General features: G+C 65.6%; 10 protein-coding genes. All 10 read left to right on the top strand.

Going from position 1 to position 19,877, the window contains the following annotated elements; genetic code table 11:
- Window positions 1-21 precede the first annotated feature (21 nt).
- A complete protein-coding gene (locus tag ACIGII_RS05125; protein WP_399634661.1) occupies window positions 22-393 on the top strand; it encodes a phosphopantetheine-binding protein in 372 nt (123 codons plus the stop codon).
- 21 nt (window positions 394-414) lie between these two features.
- Entirely contained in the window at window positions 415-5,928 is a 5,514-nt protein-coding gene (locus ACIGII_RS05120; protein WP_399634663.1) for a beta-ketoacyl synthase N-terminal-like domain-containing protein, read from the top strand.
- A gap of 47 nt (window positions 5,929-5,975) precedes the next feature.
- Window positions 5,976-7,364, top strand: coding sequence for a PfaD family polyunsaturated fatty acid/polyketide biosynthesis protein (locus ACIGII_RS05115; protein ID WP_399634665.1), 1,389 nt, complete (start codon window positions 5,976-5,978; stop codon window positions 7,362-7,364).
- Window positions 7,361-8,401, top strand: coding sequence for an ABC transporter ATP-binding protein (locus ACIGII_RS05110; RefSeq protein ID WP_399634666.1), 1,041 nt, complete (start codon window positions 7,361-7,363; stop codon window positions 8,399-8,401). The genes ACIGII_RS05115 and ACIGII_RS05110 overlap by 4 nt, the downstream gene beginning before the upstream one ends.
- Window positions 8,394-9,173: a hypothetical protein gene (locus ACIGII_RS05105; protein WP_399634668.1), complete on the top strand. Its 780-nt coding sequence runs from the start codon at window positions 8,394-8,396 to the stop codon at window positions 9,171-9,173. Before ACIGII_RS05110 ends, ACIGII_RS05105 begins: the two co-directional genes overlap by 8 nt.
- Before the next feature lie 27 nt (window positions 9,174-9,200).
- A complete protein-coding gene (locus tag ACIGII_RS05100; protein WP_399634670.1) occupies window positions 9,201-9,515 on the top strand; it encodes a hypothetical protein in 315 nt (104 codons plus the stop codon).
- A gap of 73 nt (window positions 9,516-9,588) precedes the next feature.
- Complete coding sequence (locus ACIGII_RS05095; RefSeq protein ID WP_399634671.1) at window positions 9,589-9,801, top strand: MbtH family protein; 213 nt, start codon at window positions 9,589-9,591, stop codon at window positions 9,799-9,801.
- A gap of 51 nt (window positions 9,802-9,852) precedes the next feature.
- Window positions 9,853-16,575, top strand: coding sequence for an amino acid adenylation domain-containing protein (locus ACIGII_RS05090; protein ID WP_399634673.1), 6,723 nt, complete (start codon window positions 9,853-9,855; stop codon window positions 16,573-16,575).
- Entirely contained in the window at window positions 16,565-19,111 is a 2,547-nt protein-coding gene (locus ACIGII_RS05085) for a condensation domain-containing protein (protein ID WP_399657439.1), read from the top strand. The genes ACIGII_RS05090 and ACIGII_RS05085 overlap by 11 nt, the downstream gene beginning before the upstream one ends.
- An 88-nt stretch (window positions 19,112-19,199) precedes the next feature.
- On the top strand, window positions 19,200-19,877 hold a 678-nt coding region (locus ACIGII_RS05080), incomplete at its 3' end, for a hypothetical protein (protein ID WP_399657436.1).

Genomic DNA, 19,877 nt, shown 5'->3' with positions numbered 1-19,877 from the left:
CGAAAAGTCGAGGGAGCGCAGATGCAATTCCATGACCTGAAGTGGCTGGAGCAGGAGATCAGGCTTCTCATCGTAGAGACGTTGAAGCTCGAGGATCTCGAGGCCGACGACATCGATCCGGACATGCCCCTGTTCGGCGGCGGGTTGGGGCTGAGTTCGGTCAATGCGCTGGCGCTGGACGCGGCGCTGGTGCGTCACTTCGCCGGGCTGCGTGGCGGTGACAGCGCGCCGCGCGCCGGCTCTGTCGATCTGTTCAGGTATTCGACCGTGAGGCTGCTGGCCGAACACCTTGGTGACAGCGGTTCCCCGGAGCAGGCAATGCCGGTGGCGCGAGACGTGGGCGCGCGTCGCCGCGCTGCGCTCCTCGAAAAAAACAACGGCCGAAAGGCGTAAGCGACATCCCAGGGAGGCTCCATGAAGGCTAGCGAATGCAGGCAGATCCACGGCGCGGTTGCCATTGTTGGCATGGCGTGCCGGTTCCCGGGAGCCAGCTCGCCGGACGCGTTCTGGGAGAACCTGTGCAACGGTGTTGAATCGCTGCGCACGGTTTCCGAGGAGGAGCTGGACAGCGCCGGGATCAGCCGGAAGTCTCGACGCAACCCGGCGTATGTGCCGGTGTTCGGCGGCCCCGAAGGGGTAGACTGCTTCGATTCGGCCTTCTTTGGCATCACACCGGGCGAAGCCGAATGCATCGACCCCCAGCATCGGGTTCTTCTTGAATGCGCGCATGAAGCGCTGGAACGTTCAGGCTTCGGGTTTTCGCGCTATAGCGGAAGAACCGGAGTGTTCGGGGGCACGGGTTCGCTGAACTACATCGTGCGCAATGCGCGGCCCTTCGCTCCCGATCCCATGGAGCCGGTAAGCGGAAACCTGTCGCGTGAGATGCACATCATGCTGGGCAACATGAAGTCCTACGTGTGCACGCGCATTTCGCACCGGCTGGACCTGCGCGGACCCAGCGTCTACGTCGAGGCTGCCTGTGCCACGTCGCTGGTGGCGGTGCACCTCGCGTGTCGCTCGCTGCTGGACTTCGAATGCGACACTGCCGTCGCTGGTGCATCGCGGGTAGAGCTGGACCGGCCCGCCGGCTATCTTTACCACGAGGGCGGCATGACCTCACCGGTGGGAAGGTGCTGCGCGTTCGACAAAGATGCGCAGGGAACGGTGTTCGCCAACGGCGCGGGTGCCCTGGTCCTGAAGCGGATCGAAGATGCGGTTGCGGACGGCAATACGATCTATGCGGTAATCCGCGGGAGTGCATTGAACAACTCCGGAGATGACAAGGCCGGCTTCAGTGCGCCGAGTTTCGAGGGCCAGCGTGACGTGATCCTGGAGGCGCTGTCGTTTGCCGACATCCGCGCCGATACGGTTTCGTACGTGGAGAGCCATGGCACCGGCACCATCATGGGCGACCCGATCGAGCATTCGGCCTTGACCGCGGCCTATCGGCAGCACACCAGCCGACGCGGTTATTGCGCGCTGGGTACCCTGAAGCCCAACATCGGCCACATGGACGCCGCGTCCGGAATAGGCGGGGTGATGAAAATGGCCTTGGCGATGCATCACAAGCGTATCCCACCCTCGATCAATTTCCATACACCCAACCCACGCATCGATTTTGCCGACAGCCCATTCTTCCTCAATACCGGACTGCGCGAGTGGACGGTGGATGGCGTGCCACGTCGCGGCGGCGTAAGCGCATTTGGCGTAGGCGGCACCAACGCCCATCTGGTCATGGAGGAATTCATCGACGATGCGCCCGTGCAGGAGGCGGCGGGCTACCAGGTGCTTCCGTTATCGGCCATGAGCGAAGCCGCACTGCATGAGATGGAGGCGCGCCTGGCTGACGGAATTGCCGGAGATCCTGCGCTGAAACTCGCCGATGCGGCATTCACCCTGCAAGAGGGGAGGGAGGCGTACGCATGGCGCTCGGCGCGGGTGGTACGCAACACCGAGGATGCCGTGCAGGCGTTGCGTGCGCCCGACAGGCCGGCCGCGTTGAAGATCGACATCTCGGCCCGCCGTTCAATTTCATTCCTGTTTCCGGGGCAGGGAGCACAGGCGTTGCGCATGGCAGCCAGTCTGTACCGCCTCGAACCCGTCTTCAGTGATGCCCTGGAGGAATGTTCCCGGCTGCTGCGACCGCACCTGGAGCTGGATCTGTGCGCGCTTCTCTATCCGGACGCCGCCGACGAAGACCGCTGTGCGGCGTTGCTGGATCAGACCTGGGTGACCCAGCCGGCACTGTTCAGTGTGTGCTGGTCGTTGGCGGCATTGTGGAAGGCCTGGGGGGTCGAGCCTGCTGCCATGATGGGCCACAGCGTGGGTGAGTACGTCGCGGCGTGCCTGGCCGGGGTAATCGCGCTGCCGGATGCACTTGGCGTGGTCGCTGCGCGTGGCCGCCTGATGCAGTCGATGCCAGCGGGGGAGATGATGTCGGTCCCCCTGGGTGAGGCGGAACTGCAAGCCTGCCTGGCGCTGGGCGTCGATCTGGCCGCGGTGAACGGACCCCGTTCCTGCGTGCTGGCGGGGCCTGCCTCAGCGATGGCTACGGTAGAGACGATGCTCCGGGCGCAGGACATCGAGATACGCCGCCTGCGTACGTCACACGCTTTCCATTCGCGAATGATGGACCCAATGCTCGAAGCGTTCGCGCTCGAGCTTGCGCAGGTGCCCCTGTCCGCGCCGTCGATCCCGTACATTTCCAACGTTACCGGTACGTGGATCACCGAAGCGCAGGCGACCTCACCGTCTTACTGGGTAGAGCATCTGCGCGGCACCGTGCGCTTCGCCGACGGTGCCCGGGTGCTCGCCGAAAATCCCGAGCAGGTGCATCTGGAGGTGGGACCGGGAAGCACGCTTTGCCAGTTCCTGCGTCAGCTTCCCGGCGCCCGCAAACCCGAGACGGTATCTTCGCTGGGTCCCGCGCGTGAAGCGCTGGATGCGTCCCGTGCCATGCGCGAAGCCTTTGCTGCCCTTTGGACCCATGGGCTGCAGTTGGACTGGTCGCGCCTGGAACCCCGAACGCAGGCGCGGCGCGTGGAACTGCCGACCTATCCGATGAACCGCAAGCGCTACTGGATCGACTATCGCCCGGAGGATGCCGGCACCCGCGCGGCCGGGCAAGGTCCGCTTCCCCCGGAGGAGTGGTATAGCGCCCCGGTGTGGACCCGATCTGCGCCGCTCGCACCGGCCCGCTTCCCCAGCCAGGTGCAATGGCTGGCGTTCACCGACCAGGCTGGCCAGGTGGAACACGTATGCGCTGCGCTGGAGGCCGCAGGCCAAGCGGTCGTGCGCGTGCGCCGCGGTGCCGCATACGCCTGGCTGCCAGATCTCCGCGAGGCCGTCGTTCGCGCCGCAAGTGTCGACGATTACGCCCTGCTTCTGGCCGAACTCGACGCCGCGGGCCAGCGGCCGACGCGCGTGGTGCACGGTTTCTGCCTGGACGACGCATGCGGTGATGCCGCGTTGGGCTGCGACCTTGGCTTCTACAGCGTGCTGCATCTGGTGCAGGCACTTGCGCAGATGCCTGATGCGACCGACATCCGCCTGGATGTGCTGTCGACCGGGTTGGCGGATGTAAGTGGCGAAGAGCCCATCGATGCGCTGAAGGGCGCGGTGCTGGGGCCGGTCCGCGTGGTGGGCTTCGAACAACCGTCGATCGTTGCCCGCCATCTTGATCTCCCCGCGCGACCGGATGCGCGCACCCACCGCCAGCTCCTGGCCGAGCTGGCGGTGGTGGGTAAACCGGGATGCAGCGTCGCGTTTCGTGGTTCGCACCGTTTCGAGCTGGGCCAGCACCCGTGGGACCCGGAGGCCGCGCGCGGTCCGCAGGCGGCGTCCCTGTTTGCCGAACGCGGCGTCTACCTGATCACCGGTGGGCTGGGCGGCCTGGGCCTGGTGTTTGCAGAGCAGTTGGCCCGTGACTACCGGGCGCGCCTGGTCTTGACCGGGCGCACTGGCCTTCCGGCCTCGTCGGAGTGGAGCCATTGGCTTGCCGAGCATCCCGCTGCCGATGTCACCAGCGAGCGGATCCGTGCAGTCCAGCGCCTCGAGGCGATGGGGGCCGAAGTGATGGTAGTGGGCGTGGATGTGACCGACAGCGCGGCGATGATGGTGCTGCGTGCGCAGATCGCCACACGCTTCGGCGGTCTTAACGGCATCATGCACGCCGCCGGCGTGGCGGGCGGTGGCATCATGCAGCTGAAAACGCGTGAAGCAGCAGCGCCGGTGCTGCAGCCAAAGATCCATGGCGTGCAGGTGCTGCGGCAGGTGTTTGGTGCGGATCCGCTGGACGTGGTGGTGTTGCATGCTTCCCTGTTCGGTGTCATCGGCGGCTCCGGGCAGTCGGATTACTGTGGTGCCAACGCATCCATGGATCTGGCCGCTGCCGACTGGTCGCGAAGCGGCCAGACGGTGGTATCCATCGATTGGGATGGCTGGACCGACGTCGGCATGGCCGCACGCGCCGGCCTGTTCGGGGCAACCGCGAAGCCGCTGGATGCCGGACAGACGGTCGACCACCCGCTGCTCGACCGGGCGTGGGCCTATGCCGATGGCGGATTCGAGTTCTCCAGCCACCTGCATCCCGGGAAGCACTGGATCGTCGACGAGCACCGGATTGAAGGTCGCAGCGTGGTCCCGGGCACGGCCGCCATCGAAATGATCCTGGCCGCCTGGCGCCACGTGCGGCCGTCGCAGCAATCGGTACTGCGGGACCTGCTGTTCCTCTCGCCCATGATCGTGGATGCGGTCACCGGCACCGGCTTGCGCATCCGCTTCGAGCCCGGTGACGACGGCTTCAAGGTCCGCATGCAGCGACAGTCAACGCCAGGGAACTGGGAAGACCACGTGGTGGCCGAACTTGCTGCTGCCGACGGCGCAGATGCCGGGTTGCGCCCACTGGCGGGCGTTCCCGCGCAACTTCGCGATGGCACGGCTTCGCGCCAATGGGACTTCTGCGGACGGGCCCGCGACGCGTTGCCGCCGGGAGACTGGCTGGCCCTGAGCGGGCGCTGGGAATCCATCCTCCAGGTCGACGCCAACAGCACCGAAGCGCTGGTCAGACTGCAGCTGCCGTCGGCGTATGCCCCCGATCTGCGGCATTACCACTTCCATCCCGCGCTGGCCGACCTGGCAACTGGCGTGGCCAACGCGCTCTGGCTGCACGGCGAGGAGGGCGATGGTGGGAAGCGCTTCCTGCCGCTCGGGTACCAGCAGCTCATCGTCTGGGACGCACTACCGGCGCAACTGCGCGCATATGTGCGGCTGAATGGCGCGCGCAGCCAGGATGAGGACGTCATTTCATTGGACATTTCCCTGCTGGGGGAAGCGGACCGGGTGCTGGGCGAGGTGAAGGGCTTCTCGGTACGTCGCATGGACGCCAATGGAGCTGGCCCGGCTTCGGAGCGCGCGGTGGCACCCCTGCGTGTGCCCGCTGCGGACCTGTCCGAAGGCATCGCGCCGCAGCAGGGGGTGCAGGCACTGGAGGCCATTCTTGCGGCCAACGCGCCTGCACAGGTCATGGTCAGCAAACGCGACTTCCGCCGCGCGATGGAGCATTACGCCAGCGATATCGGCAGGGATGCTTTGGTCGGGCGCAACGATCGCCCCGACATCGACAGCACCTACGTTCCACCCGGCAACGAGCTGGAGGAGGTGCTGGTGGAGATATGGCAGGAACTGCTGGGCATGAATCAGGTGGGTATCCACGACAACTTTTTCTCGCTGGGCGGAGACTCGCTGCTGGCGACCCGCATTCCGGCCAAACTGAGGGCCGCATTAGGGGTGGGGGTCGAACTAGGTACGGTGTTCAAGGCTCCTACTGTGGCGCTGCTGAGCGAACAGCTGCAATTGCGCCAGTGGTCCGGACACGTGCAGCCGGATCCGGGCAGTGAGCGTGAGAATCGCGAGGTAGGTGCGCTGTAGGGCTGTCCCATCCGTACACGACGAACAAGGATCCGCAGGTGGATTGCATGCAGCTGGAGGCGCCCGACATCAAGCGCAGCGAAGCGCCGACCAGGCTCGGCAGCGGGCGGTTCATGCGTACGCATGGCACCCGGCTCGCCTGCTATGCCGGCTCGATGTACAAAGGCATCAGTTCGGTGGAGATGGTGGTGGCGCTGGCACGGGCTGGTTTGCTCGGGTTTCTGGGGACCGGCGGCGTTTCGCTGGCAAGCGTGGAGCGCTCGCTCGTGGAGCTCCGCTCAAGGCTTTCCGATGCCACCAACTGGGGGGCCAACCTGCTGTGTACCCATTCCGATCCGGACCGCGAGGAGGCCCTGGTCGATTTGTACCTGACGCACGGCGTACGCAGGATCGAGGCGTCCGCCTACCTGCGCGTGAGCCCCGCGCTGGTTCGTTACCGTTTCGCCGGTGCGCGGCGGCTGCCCGATGGCAGCGTGTTTGCACCCAATGCGGTGATTGCCAAGCTGTCGCACCCTGGCGTCGCCGAGCAGTTCATGCGTCCCGCGCCTGCCGGACTGGTCGAAGCGCTTCGGATGAGCGGCAGACTCACCGACGCCGAAGCGGCGGCTGCACTGCACGCCCCGATGGCGGAGGATATCTGCGTGGAAGCCGATTCGGCAGGCCATACCGATCGGGGCGTGGCGCTTGTGCTGGCACCGGTCGTGCAGGACCTTCGTGACCAGATCGTCGCCAGCTATGCTGGGACGCCGGACATCCGTGTCGGCATGGCGGGGGGACTGGGAACGCCGCGTGCAATTGCTGCCGTGTTCGCGCTTGGTGCCGACTTCATCGCCACCGGGTCGGTCAACCAATGCAGTGTGGAAGCGGACATCAGCGAGGCTGTCAAGGACCTGCTGCAGGCAGCTGGGGTGATGGATACCACGTTCGCGCCGGCCGGGGACATGTTCGAACTGGGCTCCAGAGTGCAGGTGCTGGCGGCGGGGCTGCAGTTTCCAGCCAGAGCCAACAAGCTTTATGAACTCTACGGTCGCCATGAGGGAATCGAGGCGCTGGATGCGCGGACGCGCTCGTTGCTGGAGGAGAAGTACTTCGGAACCTCGATCGACGACGTATGGGCTCAGACGCGTGAATACTGCCAACGAGAATGTCCTGGCGAACTCGAGAAGGCGCAGCGGCTTCCCCGGCACAAAATGGCGCTCGTGTTCCGCTGGTACTTCGCGAGAACCAGTCGCTTGGCCCGCGAAGGCGAGCTCCAGCATCAGCCGAACTTCCAGATTCACTGTGGACCGGCAATGGGCGCGTTCAATCTCTGGGCGCGCGGCACGCGTCTGGAGCATTGGAAGAACCGCCATGTCGCGGACGTGCTTGAAACCTTGATGGCCGGTGCCGCCACTCACCTGTCGCAACAACGTCATTGCCTGGAGGATGTTCAATGAGCACCGTTGCAACCGACCTCGCGCCTGACGCGGGGAATGAGACACTGCGAGGCCTGGACGCGCCTCCAGCACCGCTCGCGGCACAGGTTGCCCCGCGTGAGGCGAATGCATCGGTTGCAGTGGCGCCGGTGCTTCAGGTAGCAACGCTGCGCAAGGCATTCGGCGACAACGTGGTCGTCCATGACGTCTCCTTCAGCGTGGCGGCGGGCGAGGTATTCGCGCTGCTGGGGCAGAACGGCGCAGGGAAGACCACTACCATCAAGATGTGCTCCGGCCTGCTCAGCCCGGACGAAGGCAGCGTCCGCATCAACGGCTGCGATCCGCAGAAAGGCAGAACTGCAGCCACTCAGCTGGGGGCACTGCTGGAGGGCAACCGGAATCTCTACTGGCGCATGACGCCCATGGAGAATCTGCGATACTTCGGCGTGCTCAAAGGCATGTCGGTGGCCCAGGCGGTTGCGCAGGGCAGGGTGCTGCTGGACCGGTTCGGCCTGGCGGACAAGGCGGACCGGCAGGTACAGACGCTCTCGCGCGGCATGATGCAGCGCCTTGCCATCGCGGTGTCGATGCTGAACGACCCCAAGGTGCTGTTCCTGGACGAGCCCACGCTGGGCCTGGATGTGGGGTCGGTGGCCCACATGATCGCCATGATCCGCTCCTTGTCGGAGGCCGGCGTTGCCATCATCCTGACTACCCATCAGCTGGATATCGCCGAAGCGCTGTCACACCGCGTCGCGATCATGCACCGTGGCCAGGTGATACGCATCGCGCAGACCGAAGACCTGAAGCACGAGTTCTCCAGTGCCGGGTACGAGATCCGGATGCAGCAGCCGGTAGTCGATGCGGTGCGGCGGCGCATCGAAAATGAACTGGGCGGCGTGGTGGATGGCTGCAACATCCGCGTGCGCGAGGACGGCGACGCGCTCTACTCGGTATTGGAAGCGATCAGGCCCGATCCGGTGGAGCATGTGCGTCGTTGCAAGGCCGACCTGACTACCATTTTCCTGCGTCTTACGGGAGAGCAGACCCATGTATAGGCTGTTCCGGGTAGAGCTGGCACGCGTGCTGGCACTCAACCTGCGTTATCCGACCAACTTCGTCAGCAGTCTGATGATCAACACACTGATGTTCTACGGTCTGTTCAAGGGTGCGCAGTATCTGTCCGGGCAGCAGGTGTTCGGGGAACGTCTGGACACGATGATCGTCGGCTACGCGGCCTGGGTGCTTGTCACCAAGGCGATCAACCGCACTCCCATTGCCATCCAGGAGGACGCGGATACGGGTGTTCTGGAGAGCCTGTTCCTTTCCGTATACAGGAAGGATGTCCTGTTCCTGACGCGGGGACTTGCGGGTGCGGTGATCGATGTCGTGACAGTGGTAGCGATAGTGTTTCTTCTGGTGTTTTTCACGGGCAGCGGCATCGCCTTCTCCGCGTGGGTACTGCTGCCTGTAGTGACCCTGGTGCTTTCTGCGATTGGCCTGGGCCTGATGCTCGGCGCGTTCGCGCTGCTGGTCAAACGGGTGAGTGCGATTCTGCCCTCGGTACAGCTGTTGGCGCTTGGCCTGATGTTCACGCCATTCGAAGAGCTGAGCCGCGGCTGGCCCGAGATGGTCAGCCAGCTCCATCTGGCTCTGCCGATGGTGCCGAGCGTGGTGCTGCTGCGGGAGCTGATGGTGCAGCAGGTGGTGAATCCGCTGAGCATTTCGATGGCGATTGCCAATGCAATCAGCTATGTTCTGCTGGGCATGTTGTTCTTCAGTGTGATGACACGCCGTGCGAGGAGCAAAGGGCTCCTCGGGGGGCACTGACCAGGGAGAGGGATGGTGGCTAGAGAAATGGGCAACTACTGCAAAGCGTACCTTCTGGCGGATCTGCGGCGCTTTCCGCGCTGGCAGGAGCAGGCCCACAACGCACGCGTCGAATCGGAAGCGGAAGGGGGCGCTGGCGCCGCCCGACAGCTCAACGACGATGATGTGGTGTTCGTGCAGGAATCGTTCGTGGTGACCGATGGCATCTTCCGCGACGAGAACGTTATTTTCGACGCAGTAGATGCGGAGTGGATGACCTTCTGCCAGGACACGCTCGGCTTCTGCATTCCGGAGGACGTGGTCCAGGCCATCCGGGAACAGGCGGAGCCGACCGCTGCCTGAGCGCTTGAAGGAACCGAAGGCTCAACGCAGGGCGCGCGTTGAACGTCACATTGACCAGCAGGAGCATCAACGGATGGACGAGACACCTGATACCCGTACGTTTGTAGTGGTCATCAATCACGAGGAGCAGTACTCGATCTGGCCGCTGGGCGCCGATGTGCCGGTCGGATGGCGCGCGCTTGACTGCACCGGTCCCAAGGACCACTGCCTGGCGCATATCAAGGAAGTCTGGACGGACATGCGTCCGCTCAGCCTGCGCCAACGCATGCAGGGCGCGCGCAACTGAACGCATGATGCTGTTTCAACGCGCCGTCGCGCGACTCAACTGGATGAGGCTATGTCGACGCACCTGGGGGAGATCTTCCGTAGTCTGGCAGCGAAGGACATCCGGCTTTGGCTGGAGGGCGATGCGCTGCGCTTCGACGCACCCGCCGGTGCGCTCGACGCGGCCCTTCGCGCGACGCTGGTGGCGCGCAAGCAGGACATCATCGAGGCGCTGCGCGCCATGGCCGAGCCCGGCAACAGCGCATTGCCACGTCGCGCGCCCGGCAGTCGCGTGCCGCTCACGGCTGGACAGGAGCGTATCTGGTTCCTGCACAAACTGATGGGTCCCAACGCCGTCTACAACGTGGTGTGCGCGGCGGAACTGGAATACCCCATCGGCCATGATGCATTTGCATCGATCGTCGCGGTGGTCCTGGCACGCCACGCGGCCCTGCGCACGCGGATTGAGGAAGATGCGGACGGACGACCGCAGGCCGGGGTGTCGTCCAGCGAAGCGCCGCATGTGCCGCTGGTGGACCTGTCCGGAATCTCCAGTCCGGCCCTGCGCGATGCGGAGGTCCGGCGCCTGGTGGCCCAGGAAGAATCCCGGCTGTTCGATCTGGCGCGAGGGCCGCTACTTGCGGCATCGCTGATCCGCTTGACGAACGGGCGGAGCGTCGCGCTGCTCAACTGCCATCACATCGTCGTGGACGCCTGGTCGATGGGCATCATTGCCGGCGAGCTGCTTCAGCTCGGCAGGCAGGTCGTGAAGGGCCAGGCCCCGGACATGAGCCTGCCGCCCGTGGACTACCAGTACGCGGACTTCGCCTGCTGGCAGGCGCAGCAGGAGGCCGCGAATGCCTTCGATGGGCAGATCGACTATTGGCGCCAGCAGCTGGCGGAGCTTCCACCGTTGCTTGAACTGCCCACCGATTTCCCGAGGCCGGACCGCCAGCGCTTCCAGGGGCGAACCAGAAAGCTGCTGCTGCCCGCCGCGCTTGCGGGGACACTGCAGGCGCTGTGCGGGGAGCGCGACACGACGCTGTTCGTCGGTCTGCTTGCGGTGTTCAACTTGCTGCTGTCGCGCTACACCGGTCGTCAGGACATCGTGGTCGGCTCGCCGATGAGTGGTCGCAGCCATCCAGAGATCCATGCAACGGTGGGGTTGTTCACCAACATGGTGGCGCTGCGCTGCCGAGTCGATGAACACCAGGACTTTCTCTCTCTGCTCGACCAGGTGCGCGGTGTTGCCGAGCAGGCGCAGCGACATCAGGACGTGCCCTTCAGGCAGGTGGTGGAAAAGCTGGCGGGCGCGCGAAGCTTGAGCCACACGCCGCTGTACCAGGTGTCGTTTGCCCTGAACAGCGCGGCGGAGCAGGCGGTGAACGCCGTGTTGGCGCAAGGCGGGGGCAGCTACTGCGACAACGATGGGGTGCTGGCGGGCACGGTCAAGGATGACCTGGCGCTGCAGGTCCGGCGCGTCCCTGGCCATCTGGAGTTGAAACTCAGCTATGACAGCGCGCTGTTCACCGCAGCCACGGCGGACCTGCTGCTGGCGCACTACGCGGCGCTTCTCGACGCCGTGGCGAACGCGCCGTCGCTGCCGATGTACCGGATCGACATGCTGGGTGCGCAGGCCAAGAACGCGTCGCAGGTTCGGGGCCGGCCAGGTGTCGCGCTCACCGGTAACGTGGTGGAGGCAATTGCACGGCATTCGGCTGACCGTCCCGATGCAATCGCGGTTCGCTTCGGAACGCGTCAGCTGACCTATGCCGCGCTGGCGGCGGCCGCTGCACGACTGGCCAACCGGTTGCAGCAGCGAGGCCTGGCTGCCGAAGAACCTGTGGCCATTTGCATGGACCGCACCGAGCTGCTGCCGGTGGCGATGCTTGCCGTGCTCGCGGCCGGAGGCTGTTACGTGCCGATCGACCCACGTGCGCCCGCACTGCGGCGCGCGGCGATCCTTGCCGACTGCGGCGCACGCTGGCTGCTGGTCGAACCGGGGATGCAGGCACACGCAAACGACAGCGTGGATGTGATCGAGGTCGATCTCGAACCGGGCATCGGCTCGCCCCGTCCATGCCCGCTTGTGGCGCCTGGCGGCATGGACGACCGCCTGGCGTACGTGATCTATACGTCCGGGACCACCGGCGTACCTAAGGGAGTGGCCGTGTCCCACGGCAGCCTGGCCCATCTCTGCGACTGGCATCGGCGCGCGTTCGCGGTAGGTGCCGGGGCGCGCGCCACCCAGGTCGCAGGCGTCGGCTTCGACGCCATGGCGTGGGAGGTCTGGCCTTACCTTGCCGCAGGCGCGAGTGTCACCCTGATCGACCGCATATCCGCAATGGACGGTGACGCGCTTGCGCGCGCATTGCGTGATGCGCGTGCCAGCCATGCCTTCGTGCCGACACCGATGGCCGGCCCGCTGCTGTCCGCGCTGGCGTCGCTACCCTCGGTCAGCACGCTGCTGGTCGGTGGCGACGCGCTTGGCCCGGTCGAACACGTTCCTGCGGGAGTGCGCCTGGTCAACAACTACGGCCCGACCGAAGCGACCGTCGTGGCGACGTCCGGTGATGTCGTGCCCGGCCGGCAGGTGCCGACGATCGGAGAGCCGATCGACGACACCGACGCGTATATCCTGGATGCGTGGCTTCGTCCGGTGCCGCCAGGCGTCGCCGGTCAGCTCTACCTTTCCGGACCCGGCCTTGCACGTGGGTACCTGGGGCGTCCGGACCAGACCGCCGAGCGCTTCCTGCCCGATCCGTTCAGTGCCCGCCCCGGCGCCCGTATGTACAGCACCGGGGATGCGGTGCGATGGCGTGCGGAGGGCGGCCTGGCGTTCATTGGCCGCAGCGACGGCCAGGTCAAGCTGCGCGGCTACCGCATCGAGCTGGCTGAAATCGAACATGTGCTGATCCGTCACCCGGCCGTGGATCAGGCCGTGGTGCAGCGTCTCGGCGAGGAACCGCATGCGCGGCTGGTGGCATACCTCACACCGATTGATGCCCCTGTTGAGGCGGTCCGGCAGCACGCGGCGACGTTGTTGCCGGAGTACATGGTTCCGGCGCAATGGGTGTCGCTGGAGGCGGTGCCCTTGACCCACAACGGCAAGCTCGACCGCAGTGCGTTGCCGCTTCCTGCAGCGGACAGTGACAGCGCCAGCGGTGTTGTGCCGGTGGACGAGCGCGAGCGCGCCCTGGCGGCAATCTGGTCGGAGCTGCTGGGCGTGCCGCAGGTCTGGCGAGATGACAGCTTCTTCGGACTGGGGGGGCATTCGCTGCTGGCTGCGCGGATGATCGATCAGGTAAAGGCCCATTTCGGCCATGCCCCAGGCCTGGAAGTGCTGTGGCAGGCCCCGACCCTGAAGGCATTCTGCGCGCGATTTGACGACAGTGCCGACGCTGCGCCTTCAGCACCGGTGCTCATTGAGCACGACGCTGCTGGCCGCTACCGGGACTTCCCGCTGACCGGCATCCAGCAGGCCTACTGGTTGGGCCGCTCGGACGCTTTCGAGATGGGAAACATCGCCGCGCACGCCTACGCGGAGCTGGATCTCCACGGCCAGTTCGACCCTGCAGCGTTCGAACACGCGTTCAATGTGCTGATCCAGCGCCATGACATGCTGCGCGTAGTGGTGGCGGAAGGCCGGCAGCGCGTACTAGCCGATATTGGCCGGTTCGTATTGCCGGTGGATGATCTTTCCATGCTGGACGGCGCAGAACGCGACAGCCAACTGCGGTCGGTGCGCGATGCCATGTCACATCATGTCTTCGCTCCTGATCGGTGGCCGCTGTTCGACGTCCGTGTCACCCGCCTCGGTCCGGCGCTGCATCGCCTGTACTGGAGCTTTGACGGCCTGGTGATGGATGGCTACAGCCTGCGGCTGCTGGTAGACGAGCTGGATGCGCTGATGCGCGATCCCCATGCAACGCTGCCGGCCATTGAAGTCACCTTCCGCGATTACGTGCTGGGGCTGGAAACGTTTCAGCAGGGGCCACTGTACCGCGAGGCACGCGACTACTGGCAATCGCGCCTGGATACGTTGCCGGTCGGCCCCGAGCTGCCGCTGGCACAAGACCCGTCGCAGATCATCAAGCCCGGCTTCGAGCGGCGCCAGTGGACACTCGATGCGGCGCGCTGGCAGCAGCTGAAGCAGCAGGCGGTCGGCGCAGGGATGACGCCCTCGGCGCTGTTGCTGGCCGCGTACGCCGAGGTCCTGGCCGAGTGGAGCCGCACCCAGCGCTTCAGCGTCAACCTGACCACGTTCAATCGGCTGGATCTGCACGCAGACGTCCCCCGCATCCTCGGCGACTTCACCTCGCTCACGCTGTTGGAGGTTGACCGGGCATCGTCCGGCACTTTCCTTGGGCGCGCACGCGCCATCCAACAGCAGCTGTGGACCGATCTGAAGCATCGACACTTCTGCGGGGTGGAAGTGATCCGTGAAATGCGCCGACGGCGCCAGGGCGGCGTGGCCATGCCGGTGGTATTCACCAGCATGCTCGGCTTCGACAGCAGCGGCAGCGATCGTGATCTGGCCTACCAGGCTGAACTGGTGCATGCCGTTTCGCAGACCTCCCAGGTGTGGATCGACCACCAGGTGAGCGAACGCGGGGACGCACTGCATACGGTGTGGGATACGGTGCAGGAGCTGTTCCCGGCCGGCGTGGTAGATGCCATGTTCGACGCCTACTGCCGTCTGGTCGAGCGACTGGCCGACGATGCATCCGCTTGGCAGATCGCCGAAATGGTACCGTTGGCGCCTGCACAGCAGCAGGTCCGCGACCGGGTCAATGCCACCGTGGTGCGGCGCGAGGCCGACCTGCTGCATGCGGGGTTCCGGCGCTGGTGCCTGCGTACGCCCGACGCCCTTGCCGTCGTCCAGGGTGATCGACACTTCAGCTATGCCGAGCTGGCGCGACACGTTCGTTACCACGCCGTGCGGTTGCGTGCGGCGGGGGTGGTTCCCAACCAGCTCGTCGCCGTGGTAATGCGCAAGAGCTGGCGGCAGGTGGTGGCGGTGCTGGCCATCCTCGAGGCCGGTGGTGCGTACCTGCCCATTGACGCCGATCTGCCGGGCGCCCGCATCGGACAGCTGCTGCGCGCTGGCGAAGCCGGCATCGCGCTGATCGAACCTGGCTTCGCGCCACCGCCCGAGTGGCCGGTCCAGGTTTCGCCGTGGGTGGTGGATGCGGCAGACATCGAGTGGGCGCTCCCGCCCGCGCTGCCCGACGCGCAGTGCGAAGACGACCTTGCCTACGTGATATTCACCTCGGGGTCCACCGGCGTGCCCAAGGGCGTGGCCATCGACCACCGCGGTGCGTGCAATACCCTGGAGGACATCAACCGTCGCTTCGACATCCAGCCGACAGACCGCGTGCTGGGTCTGTCCTCGCTGAGCTTCGATCTGTCGGTCTACGATATCTTCGGCCTGCTGGCGGCCGGTGGCGCCCTCGTGCTTCCCGCACAGGGTAGCGAGCGCGACCCGGCGCACTGGCGCCAGGCCATGTCCCGGCACGCGGTCAGCGTCTGGAACACCGTGCCGGCGCTGATGCAACTGCTGGTGGATGAGCATGAACTGCAGCATCAGCCGCTGGCGTCCAGCCTGCACACCGTCATGCTCAGCGGCGACTGGATTCCGGTGACCCTGCCGGGACGCATCGCCGCGCTCTCCGGGCGGGCAAGGGTCACCAGCCTGGGCGGGGCAACCGAGGCGTCGGTCTGGTCGATCCAATACCCTGTCAAGCATGTCGCGCCGGCGTGGCGCAGCATCCCCTACGGGACGCCGCTGGCCAATCAGAGCTACCACGTGCTGCAGGCGGACCTGCGGTCGTGTCCGGACTGGGTCACCGGCGATCTCTACATCGGGGGTGTCGGACTGGCGGTGGGGTACTGGAAGGATCCGGATCGTACTGCCGCCAGCTTCATCGTACATCCCCGGTCCGGCGAACGTCTGTATCGCACCGGCGACATGGGCCGGTACTGGCCAGACGGGACCATCGAGTTCCTGGGACGCGAGGACAGCCAGGTGAAGATCCAGGGCTACCGCATCGAGCTGGGCGAGATCGAAGCGGTCCTGGCCCGCCAGCCCCACGTTCGTGAGTGTGCGGTGGTCGTGGCGGGCGATGCGCAGCGCCGCCGCCTGGTCGCCTACTACGCCACCACGCCCGATGGAACGGCGCCGCAGGCAGTGGTGTCGCAGCAGCTTGCCGCCGCGCTTGCCGCCACATTGCCGGTTTACATGGTTCCGTCCAGCTTCGTGGCGCTCGACGCGTTGCCGCTGACCGGCAATGGCAAGATCGACCGCCGTGCGCTGCCGGCTCCGCCCGCCATTTCAGCTACGGCGTGCGCGTCGGCCGCTGAACACGCCGATCCGCGCCTGCGGGTACTGGAGGCACGGTTGATGGACATCTGGCGCGAGGTATTGGCGCTGGACGTACTCTCGTGCACCGATCAGTTCTTCGACATCGGCGGCGATTCGCTGAAGGTCGTGCAGGTCCAGATCCGTATCCGCAGCCATCTCCAGGTAGACGTCGGGCTGGGTGAATTGTACCGCCATGCGTCGGTACGCCAACTGGTCACGCTGCTTGCCCAGCGGTGGATCGACGTACAGGACGCCGCCCGGATGCCGCTTGCCGGGCCCGGGCAGGTCGCGCAGCTCTCGCGCCGTCAGCAGGGCCGGCTGCGGGTGGCACTGCTGACGCCGGCAGCGCTGGCGCAACTGCTCGCCCACGCGGAGCCCGCTGCCGTCACGCGCGCAGGGAAAGCACACATGGAGGCCCTCGATGCAGTCTGATCCGCTGGAATTGCTGGACAAGGACATGGATACGGACATCGATATGGATGTAGACCAGGCACGGTCCCGGGTCCTGGCCTTGCTGGACGCGGGCACCATCGACCTGGAGGCGTTGCCGGCGCCCTTGGGGCACCCGCTGTCCGATGCGCAGTATCGGATGTGGCTGGCCGACGCGGCAGGCGGACCGAGTACGGTGTTCAACTTCCCGTCGGTCATGGCGCTGCGCGGCATGTTGGGAGTGGATGCGCTGCGTCGCGACTTCCAGACCGTGCTGCGCCGGCATCATGTTCTGACCGCTTCGTTCGTCGATCTTGACGGCGAGCCCCGGCAGGTATTCAGTCCGCACATCACACTGCGTTTGCCGCTTGTAGACCTTTCCGGACTGCCCGCCGCAGCACGCGATGTCCAGCTGCGCCGGCTGATCGACGCCGATGGCCGGTACATCTTCGATCTGGCCCACGGGCCGCTGTTGCGCCTGACCCTGGTACGTACCGCGTCGGCGCAGGCGCATCTTCTGATGAACGTGCACCACATCATCTCCGACGGTTGGTCCAGCACGATCATGACCCGCGAACTGATCGAGTTGATGCAGGCGGGTATCGAGCAGCGACGCGCCATATTGCCCGAGGTACCGGTGCAGTACAGCGATTATGTCTACTGGCAGCAGGCGACGCTGGCCGAGGGTGGTGCCGACACGCTGCTGGCCTACTGGCGAAGCAGGCTGGCAGGCTGCACCACGTTGCGGCTGCCGTTGGACCGAGCGCGGACCCCGCGCCGCCGTGTACAGGGCGAGACGGTGATCCGTCCCTTGTGCGCGTCTACCCTTCAGCGCTTGCACGAGGTCCGACAGGAGCGCCGCCATACGATGTTCTCGCTGCTGCTGGCAGCGTTCAAGGTGCTGTTGTCGCACTACCACGGTGGCGAGGACATCTGCGTGGGAACCTCGGTTGCACATCGGCCGTTGCCGGAGTTGGAGTCGCTGATCGGGTTGTTCGTGAACCAGGTGGTGCTGCGCAGCAAGGTGTCTCCACACCTGAGCTTCGACGCACTGGTTCGCCAGGTCGCGGAAACCACGGTGGAGGCGCTGGCACACCGGGACATTCCGTTCGAGCGCGTGGTAGCGGAGTTTCCGCAGCTGCGCGATGCCGGTTCTTCGCCGCTGTTCCAGGTACTGTTCCTGCACAACAACCAGCCGCGCCAGGCCATGCAGGGCGCCGGCCCGCTCAGCGTCACGTCGATTGCGCTGGACAACAAGGTGGCGCGCTTCGATCTGACCCTGATGATGTCCGAATCCGAGGATGGCATCCGTGCGGAGTGGACCTTCCGCAACGACATCTTCGACCGCGCCACGATCGAGATCATGGCAGCGCGCTACGAACACATGCTGAGCCGGCTGCTGGATGATTGCGAGCGCGCGGTCGGCGAGATCGGTCTTCATACCGATGAAGAGAACACCACGCGGAGAGTTGAAATGGACGAACGTGTCGAGTCGCGGGCAAGGAAGTTCGTGGCGGGGCGGCGCCGTGGCGTCAGCCTTGGCGACATCGCCATGGTAGACGAGCGCCCCATGCAGCCAGAGGCCGGCTACCCGCTGCTGATGACCCCCGCGCGTGAAGGGGTGGATCTGGCCGAGTGGGCTGGAAGCGATCCGGGTGGCATCGAGGCGCGCCTTCATCGGCACGGATCGATCCTGTTCCGTGGATTCGAGGTCACCTCGGCCGAACGTTTCGAGCGTTTCGCCAGCACGATCTGCCCGACCCTCAATGGCGAGTATGGCGACCTGCCCAAGGAGGCGCAGGGCGAGCGCATCTACAAGTCCACGCCGTATCCGGAAGACAAGACCATCCTGTTCCACAACGAAGGTTCGCATACGCACTGCTGGCCGATGAAGCAGTTCTTCAGCTGCCAGATCGTCGCACCGGTCGGTGGCGAGACCCCCATCGTGGATTGCCGCGGCATGTTCCAGCGCCTGCCGAAGCCGCTTGCCAGACGCTTCGCCGAACGCGGTCTGCTGTACGTGCGCAATTTCGTCGAGGGCCTGGACGTCAGCTGGCAGGATTTCTTCCGTACCGATGACCGGAAGGCGCTGGGACGCAGCCTGGATGCGCTTGGCATCCAGTACGAGTGGACCGGCACGAACAACCTTCGCACGCGCCAGGCCGGCCCCGCGGTGGCCTGTCATCCGCGAACCGGCGACTGGGTCTTCTTCAACCAGCTCCAGCTTCACCATGTCGGCTATCTCGCAACGGAGGAGCGCGCTGCTCTGCTGGAGCTGTTCGACGAACAGGATCTTCCCCGCAATGTCTACTACGGTGACGGCCAGCCCATCGAAGAGGATGTGATCGCCGAAATCGGTGCGCTCTACGCATCGATGTCGATCAGTTTTCCCTGGCAGAGCGGGGACGTCCTCATGGTGGACAACATGTTGGTGGCGCATGGGCGACATCCCTTCAGCGGGCCGCGCAAGGTGATCGTCGCCATGGGCGAGATGCTGGCAGCCAGCGATCTGCCCAGGGCACCGTACCCGTTCGATTGACTGCACACATTGCTGGAAACTGAATTCCGTATCGAGGTAGTCACGTTTGGATATGTCTACGAATCCCGCCAGTAACACTGCATTCCCCTTGTCGCTCGCGCAGACGCGCAGCTGGCGCTGGGATGCAGCGCGTGGCTGCGTCAGCCAGTGCGCGCTGCTGGTCACCGGATCGGCGACGGAAGCGCGCGAGCGTGCACGGGATGCGCTGTCGCGGTTGACCGATGCGCATGAAATCCTGCGCACCCGTTTCGTGCGTCCAACCGGGCTGCGCGAGCCGTTGCAGGTCGTGGGCGACGCCACTCGCCCTGGATGGATCGATGCGGACTGGCGCGCCCATGCCGACTGGGCCATGCGGCTGGAAGCGCTGTATGCGCAGCAGCGCGATGCCGGGCAGGGCGGTGACGGCGCGCGGGTCCAGGTCATGTGGCTGCAGCTGGCCGAGGATCAGGCCGTGCTGGTGGTGAGCGCATCGGCGTTGTATCTGGACGGTCACGGCGTGGCGGCCTTGGCGCAGGCGCTGCTGGCTGGTGCGTCGGGAGCGGACCGCGACGTCCTTCAGTACATCGATGTGGCAGAGGAGCTGAGCGCCACCCTGGCAACGGCTACCGGCGCGGAGGGACTGGCGCATTGGTCGCGCCAGCGTGCAATGCAGTGGGCGCAGGGGCGGGTGACTGCGGCGCGGTCGACTGCGTCGCAGGGCTGGGGCGAGGTGCGGCAGGCGGTGGTGTTGTCGGCGGCCGAGCTGTCGGTGCTGTCGGCTTGTCCG

The organism is Stenotrophomonas sp. NPDC077420 (assembly GCF_044543385.1).
Classification (GTDB): Bacteria; Pseudomonadota; Gammaproteobacteria; order Xanthomonadales; family Xanthomonadaceae; genus Stenotrophomonas.
The sequence above is the reverse complement of the archived record's forward strand: the minus strand, read 5'-3'. Positions and strand labels throughout refer to the sequence as shown.